This window comes from Streptomyces sp. MS19, from assembly GCF_047200595.1.
Classification (GTDB): Bacteria; Actinomycetota; Actinomycetes; order Streptomycetales; family Streptomycetaceae; genus Streptomyces.
Genome location: NZ_JBJZOH010000013.1, coordinates 15914 through 37584, shown reverse-complemented (window position 1 = coordinate 37584; position 21671 = coordinate 15914). Strand labels below are relative to the sequence as shown.

Genomic DNA, 21671 nt, shown 5'->3' with positions numbered 1-21671 from the left:
GATGACCCTGACCTTCGCGCAGGTGTGGCACGCGTCGCTCGGCGGGCTCAAGGCGGCGCTCGACGACTGGTCGGCCATGGCGGGCAGGCTGGAGGACCTGGCCCAGGACGCGCGGGACACACTGCTGGCCCGTTCCGAGCAGGCACGCTGGGAGGGTGTCAACGCCTCGGTCACCCGGGCATTCGTGGCGAAAAGCGTTCGGGAGTCCGGTGACGCGGCCTCAGCCGCCCGGGGAATGGGGCAACTCCTCGACGACGGCTACGCCACTCTGAAGGCGGCGCAGGACGGACTGCACCAACTCGTCGAGATCGAGGCCCCGGCCGCGTCACTGACGGTGTCGGAAGCCGGCGGGGTCGCCGCGCTGCGCTCGGTGACCGAGGACCCGGCGCGCCAGTTGTTCGACCCCGAGTACAGCGCCCACTTCGCGGCCGAGCGTGAGGCCGTGGCGGCGATGCAGCGGCGCGTGGACGTGCTGGTGGAAAGGTTCGACGACGCGGACCGCACGCTGGCCCGCGCGCTGCTGGCCGACGCCGACGAGGACCGGCACGACTTCGGCGCACCCGTGTACACCACGCTCGACCAGGAGGAGCTGGCCCAGGCGTTGCTGCTCGCCCGGGAGGGCGACCGGATGACGTCGCGCGAGCTGGAGCAGTTCAACGAGCTGCTGGCGGACAACCGCGACTCCCCGGAGTTCACCACAGGGCTGTTCCGGGAACTCGGCGCCGAGGGGACGCTCACTCTCTTCGGTTCCCTGAGCATGAGCACCATGGGGGAGGGCTACGAGGTGGACGAGCACCGGCTCGAACAGGTGCAGGCGCTGCAACGCAACCTCGGTCTCGGCCTGGCCACCGCCACCGATCCGGACAACGGACACCACCTGCCCGCCTCGTTCGGCGAAGAGCTCAGGCGGCTGGGCACCGAGCGACTGCCACTGACCGCGCACGCCGTCGAGGGGCCCTACGGCTACCAGTTGCTCGGCGGCATCCTCCGGTACGGCGCGTACGACCCCGCGTTCCTCACCCCCATCGCCGAGCACGTCGTGCAACTGCACGCGGACGACCCGCTGCGTTTCGCCGACGCCAGACAGGGCGGTGCCGGTCCCGAGCACCCGTTCAACCCGGTGGGCGCGAACGGCGCGGGCTACGATCCGGTGCTCGGCGTCCTGGAGGCATTGGGGCACAGTCCCGAGGCTGCCACGCAGTTCTTCTCCACCACCCCGACCGCGTACCGCGAGGACGGCAGCCTCGATCCGGACGGCCACGCGGGAATCCTGCGCGGCGGCGACAGCCCGGTCGCCGGCTACCTCGACTACTTCCTCCAAGAGGGCTACACCCAGTTCCCCGACGTCAACTCGCACGACCCGGCCGCCGCCGCCGGTCAGTCCGCCGATCACCTGTCGGACGCACTCGGCCACGCGCTGGAAGCCGCGACGCTGGGCCACGCCTGGGACGAGACGTCGGTCGAGGTCACCAGGTCCGAGGCCGGGGCGGGCGTCATGGAGGACATCGCCGACCGCTTCTCGCGGGACCCCGGCCTCTCCCACCGTTTCTCCGCCCTCACCGACAGCCTGGGGAACATGGCGGCCGGCTACGTGGACGACATCAACTGGGCGCTCGACGGAGGGGAGGGCAGCGCGGGACCCTTCGCCCCCGAGTGGAACGACGTCTCCTTGCACGCCCGGTTCGGGAACGACGTGCAGCCTTTTCTCAGCGTTCTCGGACAGCATCCGGACTCCTACGCGACCCTCTCGCAGGCCGAGCGCATCTACACCGCCAGTGTGCTGGACGCCCAGGTCGGCGCGGACGGGACGGTCGAAGAGGGACCGGCGCGCAATGTGGTCCGGATCACGGCTCAGGCGCAGGGCTTCCTCGACCAGGCGCGTGCCGACCAGGTGCGGGCCGAGGGGCTGGCGAGCGACGAGGCGTTCAACCGCGCCCTGGACGAGCGGTCCGGCTGGCTGAAGTACGGCGCGGCGACGGCGGTGGCAGGCGGTGCCGCGTTCCTGCCCGCCGCGGCGGCGGGTGCGATCGTCGTTCCACTGGCTGTCACGGCGGGGAGCGGCGCGGTCAACGAATGGCTGGGCCAACTCGTGGGCGACTGGACGAGATCCGACCAGCAGAGTTCTCAGGACGAGATACAGGAAGCAGGCGCCAGGATTTACAGCTCCGGGTACAACAACCTTGCCACACCGTTGGTCGATTTCATGCTGCGGCAGCATGTCAACGCGCAGGGCGATCTGGGGCAAAGCCTCCGGGAGAGCCTGGACATCGGATATAACTTCGGAACATCAGGGGAAGGGCAAGTGGGCATTGACGCCCAAGTCGGCGGAGGGGGTGGCAGGTGAAGGAGCCGGGCAGGTGGAAGGCGGTGTCCACCGCGCTGCTTCTGTGCGGGTGTCTGACCGCTTGCAGCGCGGGCGACGAGCCGCCTGATGGGGCGGAGCCGACGACGACTGAAACAGGCCTCACGGACGAATGCGGCAACATATTCACTCCGGTTGTCGCGTCCGCCGCAGAGGAGATCACCGGCAGCACCGAGGCCGTCGCCTACAAGGTGCTGACTCCGGCCGAGATTGCCGAAAAGCTCATACATGAGGCATACGGGCCCGAGCAGATATATGAGGTCGGCGGTTACGATCTATGTCAGATCTGGCCTTCGGCAAGTAGCTTTTTCGAGTCCTTGACTATTTCGCACAGTACCGCTCGTCAGTTTGAACTGGAAGATGTCGATCTTCCGGACGGCTCCCTCGTGTTCCCCATCGGTCGCCGGGCGTACGCGACATCGGAAACGGCGGTGATCTATTTCGACTGCGTGATTCCCTCGGCCGGCGGCAGGTCCACCACCGTGACCACGGTGGCCTCCCGCATGGGCCTCCATCCCGAGCCGGGGCAAGAGAGCACTGTGATGAGGCTCGCCCATGCTGCCGCCTTCGACCTGGCGGGTGAGATGGGCTGCGAGGACGACGGCGGGTTGACGGAGGAGCCGGATCTGCGGCCCGTGGAGTAGCCGGCGCTGCTACTCCGCCTCAGCCGCCGTCCACGGCGTCACCGTCAGCAGGTCGGTCGTGCCGAGGTCGAGGCCGCCGTCCGGGAAGACGGACTGCGTCGCGCCGTCCTCGGAGGTGAGGAAGGACAGCTCGGCGCCGAGGGTCGCCGGGCGCGTCACGTCGGTCACCGTGTTGCGCCACTCCAGCACGGTGTACGCCGCCCCGCCCGGCGGGAGGACGACCTCGGCGGGGGGTTCGGCCGCCGTGGCGCTCCGTTCCTGCTCGACGTCGAGAAGCGCGGCGTCCTCGCCGAGCACGGTGAAGACGGGGTAGCCCCCGACGGTGTACGGCTCGGTCCCGCAGTTCGTCAGCGTCACCCGCATGCCACGCGCGCCCAGGGCCGCGTCCACCGGCCCGGGGGCCAGCCGTACGCCCTCCGGCGGGCAGGTCCGCCCGGCCCCGGCCGGCTCGTCCGGCGCGTTGCCCCGCACCGGCTCCTGCCCGTCCTGCTCCAGCGGGCTCGGCGTGACCGAGGGCGCCGGCGCCGCGCGGGGGTCCGCCTGTCCGGGCGCGCACGCGGCGGCGAGCAGGACCGCCGGTATCAGCAGCAGCGGGGCACGGCGGCCAGCGGTGACAAGCAGAGGCATGAGCTGATCATCGCATCACGCCTTCGTCAGGTTCCCGGCAGCGTCTCCTGCTCCACCGGGTGCTCCGGCGGCAGCGGCGCCACACGCACCGCGAGCTTCGCCCGGCACTCCGGGCCGAGTCCCCACATCCGCGCCTCGCGCCCGTACAGCCGCCGCCCGCACAGGCGGCAGGTGACGGGCGGCCGCCGCCCGCCGTCGGGCAGCGGGAGCAGCGCCGGTTCGTCAGCGTCCATGCGGCAGGTCTACCAGGAGGGGGAACAGGCGCGCCACGGCGGCGACCGGAGCGGCGCCCTCCGGCCGCCCGTGCCGGTCGCGGTACGGGGCGAGCACGGCGCGGATCGCGGCGGCGACCTCGTCCAGCTCGTCCGGCGTCAGGTGCAGGACCTCGCTGAACGCCGCGTCGCGCCGCCACTCCCCGGGCGCCCGGCCGCGGTTCTCCAGCCAGTGACGGTAACTCTCGTCCTCCAGCGCCCTGTTGAGCGTCCCGTCGCCCGCGGCGGCCTCCGGCGCGTCCGGCGCCTCCGTACGCAGCCGCCACGGCCGTACGCGCCCGCCGCCCCGGTGCGGCGCCTCCTCGATCAGCCGGTGCCTGGCCAGCTGCCGCAGGTGGAACGAGCACAGCCCCGAGCTGACGCCGAGCCGCCGCGCGGCCTCGGTCGAGGTCACGGTGTCCAGCTCGGCGAACAGGCGGAGGAGGGCGTCGCGTACGGGGTGCGGGGGGAGCGGCGCAAGGGCCCGTTCGTCGTTTTCGGTCACTTTGCAAAGTCTGGTACTTTGCAAAGCGCCCGTCAAGCAGGGGCATCCGCCGAGCAGTGAGGAGCGTGCCGGGATGGCCGTACTCGTCCAGGGACAACCCGTCGAGGGGTATCCGGCCCCGTCGCCCGAGGCCGTCCGCGGCACACCGCGGCGCGTCACCGTCATCGGCGAGGAGATCCTGCACCGCGCCCTGCGCCCCGTCACGGATTTCGGCGGCGCGGAACTGGCCGCGCTGATCGACGACATGTTCGCCACGCTCGACGTCGCCGAGGGCGCGGGGCTCGCCGCCAACCAGATCGGCGTCGATCTGCGCCTGTTCGTCTGGGACATGACCGACGAGTGGGGCACCCGTCACGTCGGCCACATCGCCAACCCCGTGCTCGACGACCTGCCCGCCGGGGACCGCAGCCTCCTGGAGGAGCCCGAGGGCTGCCTGTCCGTACCGGGACCCTACGTGCCCCTCGCGCGCCCCGGCCGCGCCGTCGTGCGCGGGGCGGACAAGGACGGCCGCCCGCTCGTCGTCGAGGGCCGCGGCTACTTCGCCCGCTGCCTCCAGCACGAGACGGACCACCTGAACGGGCAGCTGTACGTGGACCGCCTCGCCGCCCGCGACCGCAAGGCCGCCCTCCGGGAGATGGGCGCGCTGCACGACCGCGTCCTCGCCCGCCGCGCCGCGCGGGAGGCGGCCCGTACGCGCTGACCCCGTATCGCGCTCGCGGTTTCCGGACAGGCTGACGGAAGATGACCCCCACGGCCCGTCCGGGCCACCGACCACCGAGGAGCTGAGACGCACATGGCCATCGCCACCATGGGAGTGACCGTGCTGGACTGTCCCGACCCGCGCGCGCTCGCCGCGTTCTACGCCGCCGTGCTCGACTGGCGGGTGTCGGACAAGGACGACAACGGCGGCGAGTGGGTCGAGCTGAACGGCCCCCACGGGCGGCAGCTCGCGTTCCAGCGCTCCGAGGGCTACCGGCCGCCCGAGTGGCCAGGCACCGAGCACGGCCAGCAGCTCCATCTCGACCTGGACGTGCCCGCCGACCGGATGGACGAGGCGGAGCGGCAGGTGATCGCGCTCGGCGCGAAGCTCCTGGAGGACGACCACGGCGGCACCCGCGACTGGCGCGTCTTCGCCGACCCGGTGGGCCACCCGTTCTGCCTCTGCGTCCGGTGACGCGACCGCCCGCCGGGACCGGCGCGCTGCCGGTCCCGGCGGGCGGCCGGGCGTAAGGAGAAGGGGCGCGCCGCTACTCGTCCACGCCCACGGTGACGCGCTCGTCGCCCCGCAGCTGCTCCATCAGCAGCGCCGTCTGCTCCTCGTCCCACAGCACCGCCGAGCCCTCCGACGTGGCGTAGCCGGGGTCGGAGACCGGGATGTTCATCCGGTGCGCGCCGCGCATGGCCCAGAACATCGACCGCAGGTCCCACAGCGACATGTCCTCGTCCACGATCAGCGCGTCCAGGCTCGCCCCGAGGACCGGGTAGAGGCGGAACGGGTTGAGGATCGTGGAGGGCGACGCCGCCTGGTTGGCCAGCGTGCTCAGGAACTCCTGCTGGTTCTGCGTCCTGCCGAGGTCGCCCTCGGCCTCCTGGTACCGCTGCCGGTTGAACGCGAGGGCCTCCCGCCCGTCGAGCTGCTGGCAGCCCGCCGCGAAGTCGGCGCCCGAGTTCTCGTCCTGGATCGGCTCGTCGAAGCACATCTCGACGCCGCCGAGGGCGTCCACGACGCTGGCGAAGCCGCCGAAGCCGATCTCGACGTAGTGGTCGATGCGGATGTCCAGGTTGTGCTCGATGGTGCGGGCCAGCAGCCACGGGCCCTCGATCGCGTACGCCGCGTTGAGCTTGCGCTGCTGCTCGGGTATGCGGTTGCCGCTCTCGGAGCCGGTGAACTCGGGGATCGTCACCCAGGAGTCACGCGGCAGGCTCACCATCGTGTTCCCGTTGCTGCCGACGTGCAGCAGCATCATCGTGTCCGTGCGCTTGCCCTCGGCGTTGCCCGTGTGCAGGTCCTGCTGCTGCTCGCGCGTCAGGCCCTCGCGGCTGTCCGAGCCGACGATCAGGTAATTGGTGCCCTCGCCCGCCTCCGGCCGGTCCTCCAGGGCGGAGAGGTCCACCTCGCGGCGCAGCTTGCCGTCCGCCCAGAAGTACGTGCCCACGCCCGTGACCAGCAGGACGAGCACGAGGCCCAGCGCCGAGAAGCCGACGATCCGGCCCCAGCGGCGGCGCGGCCGCGGGCCGTGGTCGGGCGGCTGCGGTCCCGGCGCGACGGGCGGCGGGCCCTGCCGGTGGCCGGAGCCCCGGTAGATCTGCCCGTCGCTGTACCCGGAGTCGTACGGGGAGCCGCCCTGCGGAGCGCCGTTCCCCTGGCCCGCGTCGTACGGGGTCCGCTGGCGCGGCGGGCGCTGCGCCCGGCCAGGCGGGACGTGCGGCATGACCCGGGCGCCCTCGGGGCGTGCGTCCGCGCTGCCGCGCCCATATCTGCTGCGGTTGCCCTGCTCGTCCGTCCACCCGTCCGGCCAGTCGCTCATAACGAGGAGTCTGCCCCGCGTCGGCCGTACGGCAAAAACGCGCTACAGGGACTGTGGCGAAGCTGATGCAAAGGCCCCTGCCTACCCTGACCCCCATGACCGAACTGCCACAGGACCTGTCCGGAAAACCCACCGCCGCGTCCCGCACCACGCTGTCGCACATCATGACGCAGAACGACGTGAACCTCCTGGGTACCGTCCACGGTGGTGTGATCATGAAACTCGTGGACGACGCCGCGGGCGCCGTGGCCGGGCGCCATTCCGGGGGCCCGGCGGTGACCGCCGCCATGGACGAGATGGTCTTCCTGGAACCGGTCAGGGTCGGCGACCTCGTCCACGTCCGCGCCCAGTGCAACTGGACCGGCAGGACCTCGATGGAGATCGGCGCCCTCGTCCTCGCCGAGCGGTGGAACGAGGCGGCGCCCGCCACCCGCGTCGCCACCGCCTACCTCGTCTTCGCCGCGGTGGACGAGGACGGCAGGCCGCGCCCGGTGCCGCCGGTGCTGCCGGGCAGCGAGCGGGACAAGCGCCGCTTCCAGGAGGCGCAGATCCGCCGCACGCACCGGCTCGCCAGACGCCGCGAGATCACCGCACTCCGCGCGGGCCGCCCCTTCCCGCCCGACGCCCCGGCCGCCTAGGTGTATTGATCACGAGCGTTGTTGACACGTGCCGGTGCTTGATCATGGTGAAGACCTCCGGTGTGGTGGAGCTGTCTAGGTGTTCTGTCCACGGAGGTTGGTGACAGGTTTCACGGCGGGGTGATCTTGAGTGAGTGAGGGCCTTCCGGGTTCGGTGTGGATTGCGACATTCACCCGAACGACCAGAGGGCCCTCATGCCCCACCGTAATGCGCCCCTGACCAAGACCGGACGTCCGCGTCCGGCCCGCTGCGTCGTGGACGACGGCCGGCCGCCGGGCCGGCGGGGGAGCGTCGCGAGCAGGGCGACCCCTCGGAGGACGGGCCCTCCCGTCGCCCGGGGGTGGCCCGTACGGGCCGGCGCCCCGCCGGCCGGGCCGGACGGCGTCAGCCGAGCGCCTGCCCGTAGAACTCGGCGGGGTCGGCCGCCAGCGACGCCTTGACGTGGGCGCTCCACTCGTCGACGACGACTTCGACGCGCCCCCGCTCCACACCGTCGAGCACGGCACGGGCGACATCGGCGGGGTCGGTGAGGGGACCGTCGTAGGCGGCGCCCGCCATCATGTCGGTGTCGGCCGCCCCCAGCACGACGCCCGTGACGAGGGTCTTCTGCTCCGCCAGTTCCAGACGGATGCCGTTGGTCATGCTCCACTCCGCCGCCTTGGCTACCGCGTAGGCGTTGCTGCCGTCGTACGAGAACCACGACAGGGCGGAAAGCATGTTCACGATCGCGCCTCCGCCGTTCGCGGCGAGGACGGGGGCGAAGGCGCGGACCATGGCGAGGGTGCCCCAGAAGTGGGTGTCGAGTTCGCGTCCGATGGCGTCGGTCCCGCTGCCGATGAGGTTGGTGCCGGTGGAGATCCCGGCGTTGTTCACCAGCAGATCGACGTCCGGCGCCGCCGCGGCGGCGGCCGCGACGGACTCCGGGTCCGTGACGTCGAGCCGGAGGACCTCGACGCCCGGGAGGTCGATGCTGCCGGGTCTGCGGGCGGTCGCGTACACCTTGGCGCCCCGCTCGGCGAGCTGCGCCGCGAGGTGGCGTCCGATTCCGCGGTTCGCGCCGGTCACCAGCGCGGTCGCTCCGGAGAGGTTCATCCACGTGCCCTTTCGGCATGGCCGGCCCGGGGTGGGGCCGGTGTGCTGATCCGCGCGGTTCCCGGCGGTACCGTCAACGTAGAACCTGACACCGGCGTGAGGTTCAAGGGCAGGGAAAGTGACCTGCGTCATACGCGCCGGGCAGTTGTCGAAGTCCCGCCCGCGGGGGCCCACCGCCCGTCCACGACACCCCCGTCCACGCGCCGGCCGGAAGCAGGGCCGACTCCGACGTGCTCTCCACGCCCACGCCCACGTCCGCGCCGGGCGCCGCCGCCCGGCGGCACCTCGGCGGGCTCGACCGGCTCACCCAGGAGCGCGACCGCATCTCCGGGCGCGTCCGGAACGTCGGGACCGCCGCGTGACGTCGCACGCGTCGTCCGGCCGCAGGGGAGACCCGGGGCGGTCAGAGCCGGGCGATCCGGGCGTGACGCTGGCGCGGCGCCCGGCGTGCGGGGACGACACCGGACAGCAGGATCAGCCGTGTCGCCCGGTAGCGCTGTCCGGCGTAGGGGGCCAGCAGCTCCAGCATCCGGGCGTCGTCGGCCTCGCGCTCCCCGGCCAGCGCGTGGCCGACGACGCCCGGCAGGTGCAGGTCGCCCACGGTGACGGCGTCCGGATCGCCGTTGCTGCGCTGGAGGGTCTCGGCGGCGGTCCACGGGCCGATGCCGGGGACGGCCTGGAGCCGCGCCAGCGCCGCGGGCAGCGGCAGACGCGCCGCCTCCTCCATCCGCCTGGCCAGCCGTACGGCGCGGACCACCGCGGCCGAACGCTTCGGGTCCACGCCCACCCGGTGCCACTCCCAGGACGGGAGCAGGGCGAACGTCCTCGGCTCCGGCATCACCCACAGCTCGGGGGCCGCCTCGCCGCCCGGCCCCGGCGCGGGCTCGCCGAAGCGCCGCAGCAGCAGCCGCCAGGCGCGGTAGGCCTCCTCCGTGGTCACCCGCTGTTCGAGGATGGTCGGGATGAGGGACTCCAGCACGAGCCCCGTCCTGATCAGCCGCACCCCGCCGTGGCGGCGGTGCGCCTCGGCGACCAGCGGATGGCACGCGGTGAACGCGTCCGGCGCGTCGTCCGCCCCCAGCAGCGCGGGCAGCCGGTCGAGCACCCAGCCGGCGCCCGGCCCCCAGGCCGTCGCGCGCACCGGGCGGCCCGGCAGCAGCCGCACCGTCGCCGGACCCAGCGGGGTCCGCGTCGCCCGCCACACCGCACCGTCGCGTGTCTCACGGAACGCCGGGTCGTACGGCCCGCGCCGCAGCACGAGCATGCTGCGGCGCAGGTCGTACGGTTCGGGCGGCGCCCAGCTTCGGTCCGGCACGACCGGCAAGGCTATCCGCCCCGGTCACCTGCCCTGGAGGCGGGCGGCGGTGGAGCGGATGGTGCCGAGCGACGCGTACAGCTCGCCACCGGGGCAGTCCGTGCTGTACGCGTCGCGGTGGCCCGAGACGTTCTTCAGCTTGATCGTGGTGCCGGCCGCGTGCTTGCCGCCCGAGGACGTGCGGTTGCGCGTGCCCTGCGGGTCGCCGCCGTGCAGGCCGAGCTTCCAGGCGGTGAGCAGGGACAGGTTGTCGGTGATGTCCTTGTTCGGCTTGGTGCTGGAATAGGTCCCGAGGACGGCCACGCCCATGCTGTTGTGGTTGAAGCCCAGCGTGTGGGCGCCCTGGACCGGTTCGGCGACACCGCCGGCCCGCCCCTCGTAGATGGTGCCGCAGCGGTCGACGAAGAAGTTGTAGCCGACGTCGCGCCACCCCTGACTCTCCACGTGGTAGCGGTAGATGCCGCGCAGGATCGACGGCGCCTCCGAGCAGGAGTAGTCGTTCGTTCCCGCCGTGTGGTGCACGAAGACGGTCTTGACCGTGTCGGTGTACACGAAGCCGCTCTCCCGCAGGCTCTCGTCGGCGCCCCAGCCGGAGCGGATGACGATCGGCGGGCGCGGCCCCTCGTGCGCCCCCGCCGCCGCCGCGGGCGCGACCGCCTGCGGTTGGGTGACCGCCTCGGGCGCCGCGTCCTGCCCGGTGTCGATCAGTTCGAGCCGCAGCCCGTCCGGCAGGCCCTCCGCCGCCGCCCCGTCGTCCGGCAGCACGCGGACCTGCACCCCGTCCGAAGGGCCGACCCACAGCGGGGCGGTCCCGCCGCGCACCCCCGGGTCCGCGGCCTCGGCCGAGTCCGGGTCCGGCGTGTGGGCGGGGTCGGCCTCCAGGTCCCGCCAGGGCGACCACTCCTCCCCGCCGTCCTCGCCGTCCCCACCCGCCTCGTCCGTCCCGCCGTCGCCGATCGCCCGCGTCCTCACCTGCGCCCGCCCGTGCAGTTCGGCGTCCGCGTCGGTCCAGACGATGCCCAGCAGGGAGAACGGCTCCGTGGCCGTGGCCGGAAGCCCCTGGCCCGCGGCGGAGCCGGACCCGCCCGCCGCGCCCTCCGCCGCGTCGCCGGCCGCCCCACCACCCGCGTCGAGGGGCTGGAGGGCTTTGAGCGGCTGGAGGGGCAGGGACTGGAGGCCGCCCGCCGGGACGTCCGCCGCCTGGGCGGCGCTCCCGGGCAGGAGGACGAGGGGCACCGCCAGGGCGGCCGAGCAGGCGGCCCCGACGGTCGCCATGAAGGGCGAGGCGAACCGGGAGGCGGCGAAGGGGGAAGCAGTGAATGCACGCATACAGCTGATCTTGCGTACAAGCGGCAAATCTGTCTATTCATGGCGTACTCCTTTCGCTACACAGCGTAACCATTGCCGCTTGTCGCAGGTCAAGGGAGTTTTCCCGCTGTAGCCCGAAAGAGGTTCCGTACCGCCCCCGCGGGCCGCCGTTGCCCGCGGCTACGCTGACGGCGATGAATTCCACCGAACGCGTCCCCGCCGACCTCCTGCGTTCAGCGCTCGCCGCGGACCCCGCGCGCCCGCTGCTGACGTACTACGACGACGCCACCGGCGAGCGCGTCGAACTGTCCGCCACCACCCTCGCCAACTGGGTGGCCAAGACCGCCAACCTCCTCCAGGACGAGCTGTCCGCGGCACGCGGCGACCGCCTCGCCCTCCTCCTCCCCGCCCACTGGCAGACCGCCGCCTGGCTCCTCGCCTGCGCCGCCACCGGCGTCATCGCCGACGTCGGCGGCGACCCCCGCGACGCCGACCTGGTCGTCTCCGGCCCCGACCGGCTCGCCGAGGCGCGCGCCTGCGCGGGCGAGCGCGTCGCCCTCAGCCTCCGCCCCCTCGGCGCCCGCTTCACCGACCCCCCGGCCGGTTTCACGGACTACGCCGTCGCCGTCCCCGCGCAGCCGGACGCCTTCGACGCGTACGACCCGCCGGGGCCCGACGACGTCGCCCTGAGCGTCGGCGGCCGCGACCTCACCGGCGCCCAGGTCCTCGCGCTGGCGCACGCCGACGCCGCCGAGCGCGGCCTCGGCCCCGGCAGCCGCCTCCTCTCCCAGGCCGGCTACGGCACCTGGCCCGGACTGTCCGCCGGTCTCTTCGCCCCGCTCGCCGCCGGCTCGTCCCTCGTCCTGTGCCGCAACGCCGACCGTCTCGACGCCGCCGCCAGGGCCGCCCGGCGGGAGAGTGAGCGCGTCACCCACTTCGCCGAGTGACAGTGGCCGCCCGGCGGCGGCGCCCGCAGGATCGTCCCCATGAGGGTGCCGCGACAACCTGCCTACCACCCGCCCGCCGGACCAGCGGCCGAGCCGCCGGAGCCACCGCGGCGGCGCCGTCCGCGCGGCCTGCGCTGGATCGCGCTGGGGGCGGCGGTCCTGGTGCTCGCCGGCGCGCTGGCAGGCTGGCTGTCCCTGCGCGGGTTCGACGGCAGGCTCACCACCGACACCACCACCGCACGTGAGCTGGACCGGCACCGCGCGGAACGCCCCGCCCGCGCCCCCGGCAAGGCGGAGAACGTCCTGCTGATCCGGTCCGACGCGACACCCGACGGCTCCCCCCGCCGTGCCGAGTCCCTGGTCCTCCTGCACCTCGCGGGCGACGGCCGCAGCGCCACCGCGCTCGGCGTCCCCCGCGACCTGACCACCCAGATCCCCGCCTGCACGGGCGCCGACGGCACGGACCTCGCCGCCCGCCGCGGCCCCCTCGCCCTCTCCTTCGAGAGCGGCGGCACGGCCTGCGCCATCCGCACCCTGGAACGCCTCACGGGCATCCGCATCGATCATCATCTGATCGTCGATTTCACCGCCCTGCGGAAGGTCGCGGACGCGGTGGGCGGCGTCAGGACCTGCACCCTCGACGCCCTCGCCCGCAAAGTCTCCAGCAGCGGCGTCCTGCTCAACCCCGCGAAACTTTTGCCGGTCCTTGACGCACTCACCTCGTCCATCACATCCGACACGGAACTCGACTCCCTTGTCGAACTGTACGAACTCGTCCGCCAGGTCCGCGCCGTCCCGGACGACGGCCTCCGCTTCCTCACCGTGCCGCTCGACAACGGCCTTCCGGCCCAGCCGGACGCCAATTCTTTGTTCACCGCCCTGCGCGCCGACACGGAAGTCGATCCGGAATGGGGCGGCGACAACTCCGTCCGCCCCACGGGCGCCGACGACGCCGCTTTGTGCGGACGATAGGGAAATCTGAGGATTGCCGGGGGGAAGAGGTGACGCGTCCGACCCCGGGCGCGCGCCGGTCCGCCTCGAAAGGGGTGGAATGCGTCACCGAGATCCCCCGTGCCTGAAACCGCCCGCTAGTGTGTGCCGTCTGATCCTCTAGAAGGCACACGGAGGGCAAGCCGAAACGTGGACGGGCAGGGACGTGGGGGCGCGGGCGACATCGACCCCGCGGATCAGTGGGTGTTCAACCCGGACACCGGCAGTTACGAACTGCGACTGCCGGGGGCGCGGCAGCCGGCACCGGCCGACCGCCCCCCGGCGGACCGGGGGACGGGCACACCCCGTAACGCGCCGCCACGGCAGCGTCGCGCCCCGTCCGTCGAGAGCACCGGGGACCGCTCCGCCCCGACGACCAGCGGCACCGGCAGCGGCCCCGCGACCGGCCCCCGCCCGGCCCGCCGCCCCGGCGGCGACACCCCGGCCGAACGGGTCGGCACCGCGCCGCCCGGCGGCCGCCGCGCCGCCCGCGGCCGCCGCAAGGCCAAGCCGCGGCGCTCCCGCACCAGGAAGGTCCTCCTGTGGGTCGGCGGCTCGACCGCCTTCGTGGTCGTCGTCGCCGCGGGTCTCGCCTGGTACGCGTGGGACCGCCTCAACGGCAACATCGACAAGGTCGACACGGGCATAGACAACCCGTTCTCCCACGACGAGGCCGTCAACCTTCTGATCATCGGCACGGACACCCGCACCGGCGACGGCAACGACTCGTACGGCGGCGAGGCCAGCGAGGGCAACGACACCACGATCCTGATCCACTTCTCCAAGAACCGCGAGCACGCCACCGCCCTCAGCATCCCGCGCGACCTCGTCACCGACATACCCGAGTGCCAGGTCACCCACGAGGACGGCAGCAAGGAGACGATCGCCGCCACCTACGGCCAGCGCTTCAACACCAGCATGGGCGCGTTCGGCCGCGACCCCGGCTGCGTCTGGCGGTCGGTCGAGCAGCTCACCGGCGTCTCGATCAACCACTTCATGATGGCGGACTTCGACGCCGTCAAGGACCTCTCCACCGCCGTCGGCGGCGTCCCGGTCTGCGTGAGCGAGCACATCGTGGACGAGAAGTCCGGCCTCGACCTGACGCCCGGCGACCACATCCTTCAGGGCGAGGACGCCCTGTCCTTCGTCCGTACCCGCTACGGCGTCGGCAACAGCAGCGACCTCGACCGCATCCGGCTCCAGCAGCAGTTCCTCGCCTCCATGGCCCGCCAGGTCACCGACTCCGACGTGCTCTCCAGCCTCACCGACTTCTGGGACCTCGCCGACACCGCCACCAAGGCGCTGACCGTGGACACCGGCATCGGCAACATCGAGCGCCTCTACGACCTCGCCTCCGACATCGGCCGCATCCCCATGTCGGATGTCAACTTCGTCACTCTCCCGGTGCGCGACAACCCGGACGAGGCCCCGGACGAACGCGCCACCGTCGTCCTGGACGAGGAGCGCGCCGCGCCGATCTTCCGGATGCTCCAGGAGGACATCGACCCGGACCGGGCCGCCGAGGAGGAGGCCGCGGCCGAGGCGGCGGCCGAGGAGGCGAACCGCGCCGCCCCCGAGGACGTCCGCGTGGACGTCTACAACGGCGGCGGCGTCATCGGCGCGGCCCAGGACACCCTGACCTGGTTGCAGAACGAGCACGGCATGCGCCTCGCGACCAACAAGAGCAACGCCCCGGAGCCCCAGGAGACCACCACTCTGGAGTACCGTGCGGACCAGGCCGACCAGGCCGCCACCCTCGCCGCCGTCATGGGCCTGCCTGACTCGGCGCTCCAGGAGCTGCCGGGCGAGTCGGGCGAGCGCGAGGCGATGGTCCTGGTCCTGGGTGACGACTTCAGGGGCGCCGGTGAGCCCATCGAGGTTCCCGCCGAGATCCCCGAGGGCGTGGACAGCATCCAGGCGGACGAGGATGTCTGCGCCTCCTGAGACGAGCGGCGCCACCCCCGTGGCCCGCGCCCCGCGACCGGAGAAGAGTGGAGGTACCCGTGCGGCGAGGCGGAATGCGCGGCGACGATGACGGCGGGTCCTCCGCCGGCTCCGCCCACGCGGCGGAACGCGGCTGGGACGAGGACCTCCACCGCGACCAGGGCACGGTCCCGCTCCAGCGGGCCGCCCCGGACGCCCGGCCGGGCGGCGCCCCGCCGTCCCCGGCCCCGGCCACCGGCGGGCGGGCGCAGCGCCGCCGCAAGAAGCCCAAGCCGCGCTGGCGCCGCGTCCTCGTCTGGGTCGCGGGCTCGCTGGCGTTCGTCGTCCTGGCCGTCGCCGTGGGCGCGTACCTCTACATACGCCACCTCAACGGCAACCTGGACAAGGAGGAGCTGAACCTCGGCAACAGCCAGGTCGAGCGCTCCCGGCCCAACGCCGCCGGCCAGACGCCGCTGAACATCCTGCTGCTCGGCTCCGACTCCCGCGAGGGTGCCGAGAACGCCGCGCTCGGCGGCGGTGGCGACGGCGGTCAGCGCGCCGACGTCCAGATCCTCATGCACGCCTCGGCCGACCGCAGCAACGTGACGCTGATCAGCATCCCGCGCGACACCATGGTCTCCATACCCGAGTGCACCGACCCGGAGACCGGCGAGGTGTACCCGGCCGTGACGAAGGCCGCCATCAACTCCTCCCTCGGCCACGGCGGCCCCGGCTGCACCGTCGCCACCTGGGAGGAACTGACCGGCATACCCATCGACCACTTCATGATGCTCGACTTCGCGGGCGTCGTGAGCATGGCCGACGCGGTGGGCGGCGTCCCCGTCTGCGTGGACAAGAACATCGCCGACCCCGACTCCCACCTCCGCCTCCCCGCCGGGGAGAGCGTCGTGGAGGGCGAGCAGGCCCTCCAGTGGCTGCGCACCCGCCACGCGTTCGGCGACGGCAGCGACGTCGGCCGCACCAAGGCCCAGCAGATGTACCTGAGCAACATGGTGGACGAGCTCCAGGGCAGCACCTCGCTCACCAACACCGGGCAGCTCATGGACCTCGCCGAGGCGGCGACGAACGCCCTGACCGTCGACCACGGCCTCGGCAGCGTCCAGAAGCTCTACGACCTCGGCCAGGACCTGCGCGCCGTGCCCGGCGACCGCATGAACAGCGTCACCCTCCCGTGGCTCCCCGACCCGGACGACGAGAACCGGATCATCCCCGATCTGGCGGAGGCCGAGGCGCTCTTCGCCCTCGTCCGCGACGACATCCCGCTCGACGACCAGGACGCCGCCCCCGCCGAGCCCGACGCGGACGCCTCGGCCGAGGCCACCGCCGACCCCGAGGACACCATCCCCGTCGCCGTGCGCAACGGCACGGGCGCCGACGGCCAGGTCCCGGTGGACGGCCGCGCCGCCGTCATCACCGACCACCTCCTGAGCCTCGGCTTCACCCAGGCCGCCACGGACGCGACGATGTCGAGCGAGGTCACCTCCCGCGTCCTGTACGCCGACGAGGCCGACAAGCCGAACGCCCAGGCCGTCGCGGAGGCCCTCGGCCTGCCGGGCAGCGCGGTGCGGATCTCCACGAGCGTGGACCAGGTGACCCTCATCATCGGCGCCGACTGGCGCGAGGGAACGGAGTTCGTCCCGCCGTCCGAGGCGCCGGCCCCGGACGGCGGCAGCGGTGACGGCGGCAGCGGGGGCGAGGCGAGCGGCGGCGGTCAGGCCGTCGACGAGGAGGACATCCTCTCCGGCGCCGACTCGGACACGTGCATGGAGGTCAACCCGCTGCCGATGTACACCTGGTGACGCCCCGCGCTCCCGCCGCGACGCGATGACCTCGTGTGCCGGGTCAGCGGGGTCGGCCTGGGACGGACACGCGCCCCCGGCCCGTCGGTACGGGACCCCGCCGTGACCGCCGTGTCAGCGCGATTCCCATGACGGGACCGGCGACGGGTCGCCATGCGGCGCCGACGCCCGTGGCCCGGGTAGCGCTTGGCCGGGTCCGGGCCGGGCCGGTACGGCACCGGCAGCTCCCGCGAGAGCGGACGCGGCGGTCCGGTTCCCCGTCCCGCGCGCGGGCCGGCTCCTCGTCGCGGCGGCCTTGTCGCTGCCGCTCCGACCGGCGGAAGACGCCCCGGGCACGGAACGCCGCGTTCCGCACGCCGACGCGACCGTGCCCGGCACCTCCGGCAGCCCCGTTCCGCCCGCCCGCCCCGAAGCGCCACGGCACGCCGACCGTCGCGTCGAGCCGGGCGCGGGTGCGGCGGCCCGTCCCCGGCGCGACCGGTCGTGCGGCGATTCCGCCCGCCCGCTCCCGCGAACGGGCGAACCCGGCGCGCGCCGCCCCGGTCGGTAGATCGTATGGCCATACCGTGACGTCGGGAGGTGGTGCACCATGCCGGCACGACGCACCCGCCGCCGGGCCCTGCGCGCCGCCGCCGGCCTGGCCGCCCTCGTCCTCGCCACCAGCGGCGTCGGCCACAGCGTGGTCGGCACGGTCACCGGCGGCGTGCACCGCGTCGATCCGTTCGACGACCTGGCGGGCCGCCCCGAGGCGGGCCGGGGCCTGAACATCCTCCTCGTCGGCACCGACACCCGCGAGGGCCTCACCGACGAGGAACGCCGCGCCTACCACCTCGGCAGCACCGCCTGCCACTGCGCCGACGCCGTCCTCCTGCTCCACGTCTCCGCCGACCGCGACCGCGTGGACCTCATCGGCCTCCCCCGCGACTCGTACGCCGAACTGCCCGCCCACACCTTCGCCGTCACGGGCGACCGGCACCCGGCCCACCCCGACAAGCTGAACGCCGCGCTCTCCCACGGTGGCCCCGGCCTGCTCGTCCGCACGGTCGAGGACCTCACCGGCGTCCGCGTGGACCACTACCTGGAGGTCAGCTTCGTCAGCTTCATGCGGGCCGTGGACGTCGTCGGCGGCGTCCGCGTCTGCGCGGAGCGCCCGCTGAAGGACGACTACGCGGGCCTCGACCTGCCCGCCGGGACGAGCACCCTCGACGGCGCCGAGGCCCTCGCGTACGTCCGGGCGCGCCACGTGGACGGCGCCTCCGACCTCGGCCGGATGGAGCGCCAGCAGCGCTTCCTCGCCGCCTTCCTCGACCAGGCGCTCGGCAGCGGCACGCTCCTCAACCCAGGACGCCTGTCCGACACGGTCGACGCCCTCATCGGCTCGGTCAGCGCCGACCGCGGCTTCGGCGCCGAGGAGATGCTGACGCTGGCCCGCGCCATGGGCAGGCTCACGACCGCCGACACCCGCTTCGGCTCCGTCCCCATCGCCGACACCGCCCGCGACGTCCCCGGCCTCGGCTCCACGGTCGTCTGGGACGGAACGGCGGCCGACCGCCTGTTCGACGCCGTACGCGAGGACGAGCCGCTGCCCGACGAGCCGGGACGCACCGGCGCGCGCGACAAGAACGACGGCGCGCCCCCCGCAGGTCACGCCCCGCCCACCACCACGGCCGACGACGTCCTGTGCTGACTCACCTGACCTCGACGAACGCCGCCACGTCCCGCGCCGGCCGCGCCTTCGCCTGCCCCGCGGCGTACCCCACCGCGACCGCGCCCATCGGGTCCCAGTCGTCCGGCAGCCCCAGCTCCGTCCGTACCGCAGCCCGGCAGAACATCGTGGACGACACCCACGCCGAGCCGAGGCCCTCGCCCGCGAGCGCGACCAGCAGGTTCTGCACCCCGGCGCCCATCGCCACGACGAACATCTCCCGCTCCGCCGCCGCCCGCCGCTCGTCCGGGTAGGCGTGCGCCCCCTCGGCGACCAGGCACGGCACCACCAGGTACGGCGCCGCACGCAGCACCTCACCACGCCGCACGCGCCGGGCGACGCTCTCCTCGGACTTCCCGTCCCGCCGCAGGTCCGCGACCCACGCGTCCCGCATCACGTCGAGCAGCCGCTTGCGCGCCCCCGCCGACTCCAGCAGCACGAAGCGCCAGGGCGTCGTGTGGTGCGGCGCGGGCGCGGTCACCGCGGCGGCCACCGCCCGCCGCACCGCCGCCGGGTCCACCGGCTCGTCGGTGAACTCGCGCACGGTCCGCCGCAGCGTCACCGCCTCCCGCACGGCCTCCGACGTCCCCAGCCGGAACATGTCCCCGGCCGCGTCCCTGATCAGGTCGCGCGCCGTCTGCCCGGTCTCCCCGACCCGGTTCCCGAGCCCGCGCAGGACGGCGACGGGCAGCCCGGCCGTCTTCCCCTTCACGAGGTCACCGGCCCCTGCCAGCTCGTCCGCGAGCGCCGTCACGGTGACGCCGAGCGGGTTGCCGTACGGGTCGGTGCCGCCCCGCAGGTCGTCCACGACCTCGATCCCGGCCGCGCCGATCGCTACATCCGTCTGCCCCTCGCGCCACGGCCTGCCGAACGTGTCGGTGACCACGACACCGACCTCGACGCCCAGCAGCTCCCGCAGCCCCCGCCGGATGCGCTCGGCCGACGCGTCCGGGTCCTCCGGCAGCAACAGCACCGTACCCACCGGGGTGTTGGACGCGTCCACCCCGGCCGCGGCCATGATGAACCCCTGCCGCGACTCCACGATCCTGGCCTGCCCGCGCCGCGCGACGACCCGTACGGTCTCCTCGTCGATCGCCGCCTGCCGGTCGTCGGCCTGCCGCAGCCGCCCCTCCGCCTTGCTCACGATCTTCGACGTCACGATGACGACGTCCCCGTCGGCGAGGCCGGGCAGCCCCGCCCCCGACGCCGCGTCGGCGACCAGCCGCGCCACGTCGTCCCCGGCCCGCACCTCGGGGATGCCGGGCAGCGCCCAGACCGCGTACGAGGGCGCGTCCCCCGCCGGCTGTCCCTCGCCTGTCATGGGTTCACGACCTCCCCGGCCAGTGCCAGCGCCGCCCGCGCCATGTCGGTGGTGGCGTCGAGGTCCGTCATCAGCAGCGGCACGGCGCGGCAGCGGATGCCGTCCTCCTCCACCGCCCCGACCGCGTCCGCGTCCACCGTGTCCACGAGCCAGCCGTCCAGCAGGCCGGACCCGTAGTGCCGGGCGACGGCCGCCGCCGTCGGCTCCACGCCCACGGCCGCCAGCACCTTGTCCGCCATGCCGCGCACCGGCGCACCGCCGATCACGGGGGACAGGCCCACGACCGGGACCCCCGCGCCGGCGATCGCCTCGCGCATGCCGGGGACGGCCAGGATCGTGCCGATGCTCACCACGGGGTTCGACGGCGGGAAGAGCACCACGTCCGCCGCCCCGATCGCCTCCAGCACGCCGGGCGCGGGCTCGGCCTGCTCGGCGCCGACCGGCACGATCGCGTGTGCGGGCACCTCGGCGCGCAGCCGCACCCAGTACTCCTGGAAGTGGATGGCCTTGCGCCCGCCGTCGCCGTCGTCGGTCAGCACGTGCGTCTCGACGCGGTCGTCCGTCATGGGCAGCAGGCGCACGCCCGGCTCCCACCGGCGGCACAACGCCTCGGTGACGGCGCTGAGCGGGTAGCCGGCCGCGAGCATCTGCGTCCGCACGATGTGCGTGGCGAAGTCGCGGTCGCCGAGCCCGAACCACTCGGGCCCGACGCCGTACGCGGCCAGTTCCTCCTTGACGGCGAACGTCTCCCCGGCCCGGCCCCACCCCTGCTCCTCGTGGATGCCGCCGCCCAGGGTGTACATCACCGTGTCGAGATCGGGGCAGACCTTGAGGCCGAACAGGTGGATGTCGTCGCCGGTGTTGCCGATGACGGTGATGTCCGCTTCGGGGGCGGCACGGCGCAGGCCCCGCAGGAAGCGGGCCCCGCCGATGCCGCCGGAGAGAGCCACGATACGTCGCATGCGTGCCAGTCTGTCAGCAGCCCAGGGCGGCCCGTGAGACGGGTGCGGCGGCCTCCCGGGGGTACATCCGCATCTCCGTCAGGCCGGGGAAGTAGATGTGGAGGCTGACGGCCGGTTCCAGCGACGCGTTGACCATCTCGTGCACGTAGCCGGGGCCGAAGACGCGCAGCGAACCGGGCGTCAGGACCCGTGCGCCGCGCGCTCCCGCGTCCTCGGTGAGCGCCCCCGACAGGACGGCGCACACGCCGCTGGACGCGCCGTGGTCGTGCCGCCCGCTGCCCTGCCCGGGGACCCAGCTCAGCAGCCACACCTCGTACCCGGGACCCGTCCGCAGCCGGTGGTACCAGCGGCTCACCGCGTCGTACCGCACCAGCGGCGCCCAACACTCCCGGTCCCCGGCCAGGGCACCGGCGAGGCCGGCGAACTGGGCGACGGTGGTGGGGTGCCCCGTGACGGGCGGCAGCAGGTGGGGGATCGCCAGCGGGTCGCCGGCGATCGCGTTGTCGTTGTCCATGGAGTGCGGTGCGCCTCTGGGTGCTCGGTTGCTCGGGTCGCTCGGACGGCTGGGCTGTTCTGACGTCGGGAAAGATGAACGGCCGCCTGGCCGGGAAGCGTCGGACCGGACCCGGCCGGACGGGACCGGCGGGTACGCGCGGACGCGCGCGTCCGCGTACGTCCCGGTCAACGGGGTACACGGCCACGGGCATTGTTTCATCACTTCCGGTCCGGCTG

General features: G+C 73.6%; 21 protein-coding genes. 11 read left to right on the top strand and 10 right to left on the bottom strand.

Features of this window, described 5'->3' with window-relative positions; translation table 11 throughout:
• Position 1: 1 nt before the first annotated feature.
• Both ACL02R_RS15400 and ACL02R_RS15395 read left to right on the top strand, forming a co-directional pair.
• On the top strand, positions 2-2344 hold the full coding sequence (locus tag ACL02R_RS15400) for a hypothetical protein (protein ID WP_412797464.1): 2343 nt from the start codon (positions 2-4) through the stop codon (positions 2342-2344).
• Positions 2345-2367: 23 nt separating this feature from the next.
• On the top strand, positions 2368-3006 hold the full coding sequence (locus ACL02R_RS15395; protein WP_412797463.1) for a hypothetical protein: 639 nt from the start codon (positions 2368-2370) through the stop codon (positions 3004-3006).
• A gap of 9 nt (positions 3007-3015) precedes the next feature.
• Here the strand turns inward: ACL02R_RS15395 and ACL02R_RS15390 are convergent, their stop codons facing one another.
• The 3 genes from ACL02R_RS15390 to ACL02R_RS15380 are packed head-to-tail and all read right to left on the bottom strand — an operon-like array spanning position 3016 to position 4389.
• Positions 3016-3633 carry a DUF4232 domain-containing protein gene (locus tag ACL02R_RS15390; protein WP_412797462.1) on the bottom strand — a complete coding sequence of 206 codons (618 nt, stop codon included), beginning with the start codon at positions 3631-3633 and terminating at the stop codon, positions 3016-3018.
• Between the two features lie 26 nt (positions 3634-3659).
• A complete protein-coding gene (locus ACL02R_RS15385; RefSeq protein WP_362957772.1) occupies positions 3660-3866 on the bottom strand; it encodes a DUF6011 domain-containing protein in 207 nt (68 codons plus the stop codon).
• Complete coding sequence (locus tag ACL02R_RS15380; RefSeq protein WP_412797461.1) at positions 3856-4389, bottom strand: winged helix-turn-helix domain-containing protein; 534 nt, start codon at positions 4387-4389, stop codon at positions 3856-3858. Before ACL02R_RS15380 ends, ACL02R_RS15385 begins: the two co-directional genes overlap by 11 nt.
• A gap of 73 nt (positions 4390-4462) precedes the next feature.
• On the opposite strand from ACL02R_RS15380, the gene def reads away from it, so the two are divergent.
• Positions 4463-5089, top strand: a complete 627-nt coding sequence (def, locus tag ACL02R_RS15375) for a peptide deformylase (protein ID WP_412797460.1) — start codon at positions 4463-4465, stop codon at positions 5087-5089.
• 93 nt (positions 5090-5182) lie between these two features.
• A complete protein-coding gene (locus ACL02R_RS15370; protein ID WP_412797459.1) occupies positions 5183-5563 on the top strand; it encodes a VOC family protein in 381 nt (126 codons plus the stop codon).
• 73 nt (positions 5564-5636) lie between these two features.
• On the opposite strand, the gene ACL02R_RS15365 is transcribed toward ACL02R_RS15370, so the two are convergent.
• Positions 5637-6917 (bottom strand): LCP family protein, encoded by a 1281-nt coding sequence (locus ACL02R_RS15365; RefSeq protein ID WP_412797458.1) that lies wholly within the window; start codon positions 6915-6917, stop codon positions 5637-5639.
• Positions 6918-7012: 95 nt separating this feature from the next.
• Here ACL02R_RS15365 and ACL02R_RS15360 point away from each other — a divergent pair, with 95 nt between their 5' ends.
• Entirely contained in the window at positions 7013-7555 is a 543-nt protein-coding gene (locus ACL02R_RS15360) for an acyl-CoA thioesterase (protein ID WP_412797457.1), read from the top strand.
• Between the two features lie 385 nt (positions 7556-7940).
• On the opposite strand, the gene ACL02R_RS15355 is transcribed toward ACL02R_RS15360, so the two are convergent.
• Positions 7941-8648 (bottom strand): SDR family oxidoreductase, encoded by a 708-nt coding sequence (locus ACL02R_RS15355; protein WP_412797456.1) that lies wholly within the window; start codon positions 8646-8648, stop codon positions 7941-7943.
• Between the two features lie 230 nt (positions 8649-8878).
• Here ACL02R_RS15355 and ACL02R_RS15350 point away from each other — a divergent pair, with 230 nt between their 5' ends.
• Entirely contained in the window at positions 8879-9010 is a 132-nt protein-coding gene (locus ACL02R_RS15350; protein ID WP_412797455.1) for a hypothetical protein, read from the top strand.
• Between the two features lie 41 nt (positions 9011-9051).
• Here the strand turns inward: ACL02R_RS15350 and ACL02R_RS15345 are convergent, their stop codons facing one another.
• The gene (locus tag ACL02R_RS15345; protein WP_412797555.1) at positions 9052-9912 is read right to left on the bottom strand and encodes a DNA-3-methyladenine glycosylase family protein; all 861 of its coding nucleotides are present in this window, start codon (positions 9910-9912) and stop codon (positions 9052-9054) included.
• Between the two features lie 75 nt (positions 9913-9987).
• A complete protein-coding gene (locus ACL02R_RS15340) occupies positions 9988-11292 on the bottom strand; it encodes a peptidoglycan recognition protein (RefSeq protein WP_412797454.1) in 1305 nt (434 codons plus the stop codon).
• 173 nt (positions 11293-11465) lie between these two features.
• Here ACL02R_RS15340 and ACL02R_RS15335 point away from each other — a divergent pair, with 173 nt between their 5' ends.
• From ACL02R_RS15335 to ACL02R_RS15315, 5 genes are all read left to right on the top strand, one after another.
• The gene (locus ACL02R_RS15335; RefSeq protein ID WP_412797453.1) at positions 11466-12218 is read left to right on the top strand and encodes a TIGR03089 family protein; all 753 of its coding nucleotides are present in this window, start codon (positions 11466-11468) and stop codon (positions 12216-12218) included.
• Between the two features lie 39 nt (positions 12219-12257).
• Positions 12258-13190, top strand: a complete 933-nt coding sequence (locus tag ACL02R_RS15330) for an LCP family protein (protein ID WP_412797452.1) — start codon at positions 12258-12260, stop codon at positions 13188-13190.
• Positions 13191-13358: 168 nt separating this feature from the next.
• Positions 13359-15152, top strand: coding sequence for an LCP family protein (locus tag ACL02R_RS15325; RefSeq protein WP_412797451.1), 1794 nt, complete (start codon positions 13359-13361; stop codon positions 15150-15152).
• Between the two features lie 74 nt (positions 15153-15226).
• Positions 15227-16951 (top strand): LCP family protein, encoded by a 1725-nt coding sequence (locus tag ACL02R_RS15320; protein ID WP_412797450.1) that lies wholly within the window; start codon positions 15227-15229, stop codon positions 16949-16951.
• Positions 16952-17540: 589 nt separating this feature from the next.
• A complete protein-coding gene (locus ACL02R_RS15315; RefSeq protein WP_412797449.1) occupies positions 17541-18638 on the top strand; it encodes an LCP family protein in 1098 nt (365 codons plus the stop codon).
• A 1-nt stretch (position 18639) separates the two neighbouring features.
• Here the strand turns inward: ACL02R_RS15315 and ACL02R_RS15310 are convergent, their stop codons facing one another.
• From ACL02R_RS15310 to ACL02R_RS15300, 3 genes are read right to left on the bottom strand one after another with little or no spacing between them, the layout of a single operon-like run.
• Positions 18640-19977, bottom strand: coding sequence for a coenzyme F420-0:L-glutamate ligase (locus ACL02R_RS15310; protein WP_412797448.1), 1338 nt, complete (start codon positions 19975-19977; stop codon positions 18640-18642).
• Positions 19974-20939, bottom strand: a complete 966-nt coding sequence (gene cofD, locus ACL02R_RS15305) for a 2-phospho-L-lactate transferase (protein ID WP_412797447.1) — start codon at positions 20937-20939, stop codon at positions 19974-19976. Before cofD ends, ACL02R_RS15310 begins: the two co-directional genes overlap by 4 nt.
• A gap of 13 nt (positions 20940-20952) precedes the next feature.
• Complete coding sequence (locus tag ACL02R_RS15300) at positions 20953-21453, bottom strand: cysteine dioxygenase (protein ID WP_412797446.1); 501 nt, start codon at positions 21451-21453, stop codon at positions 20953-20955.
• Positions 21454-21671: the final 218 nt, after the last annotated feature.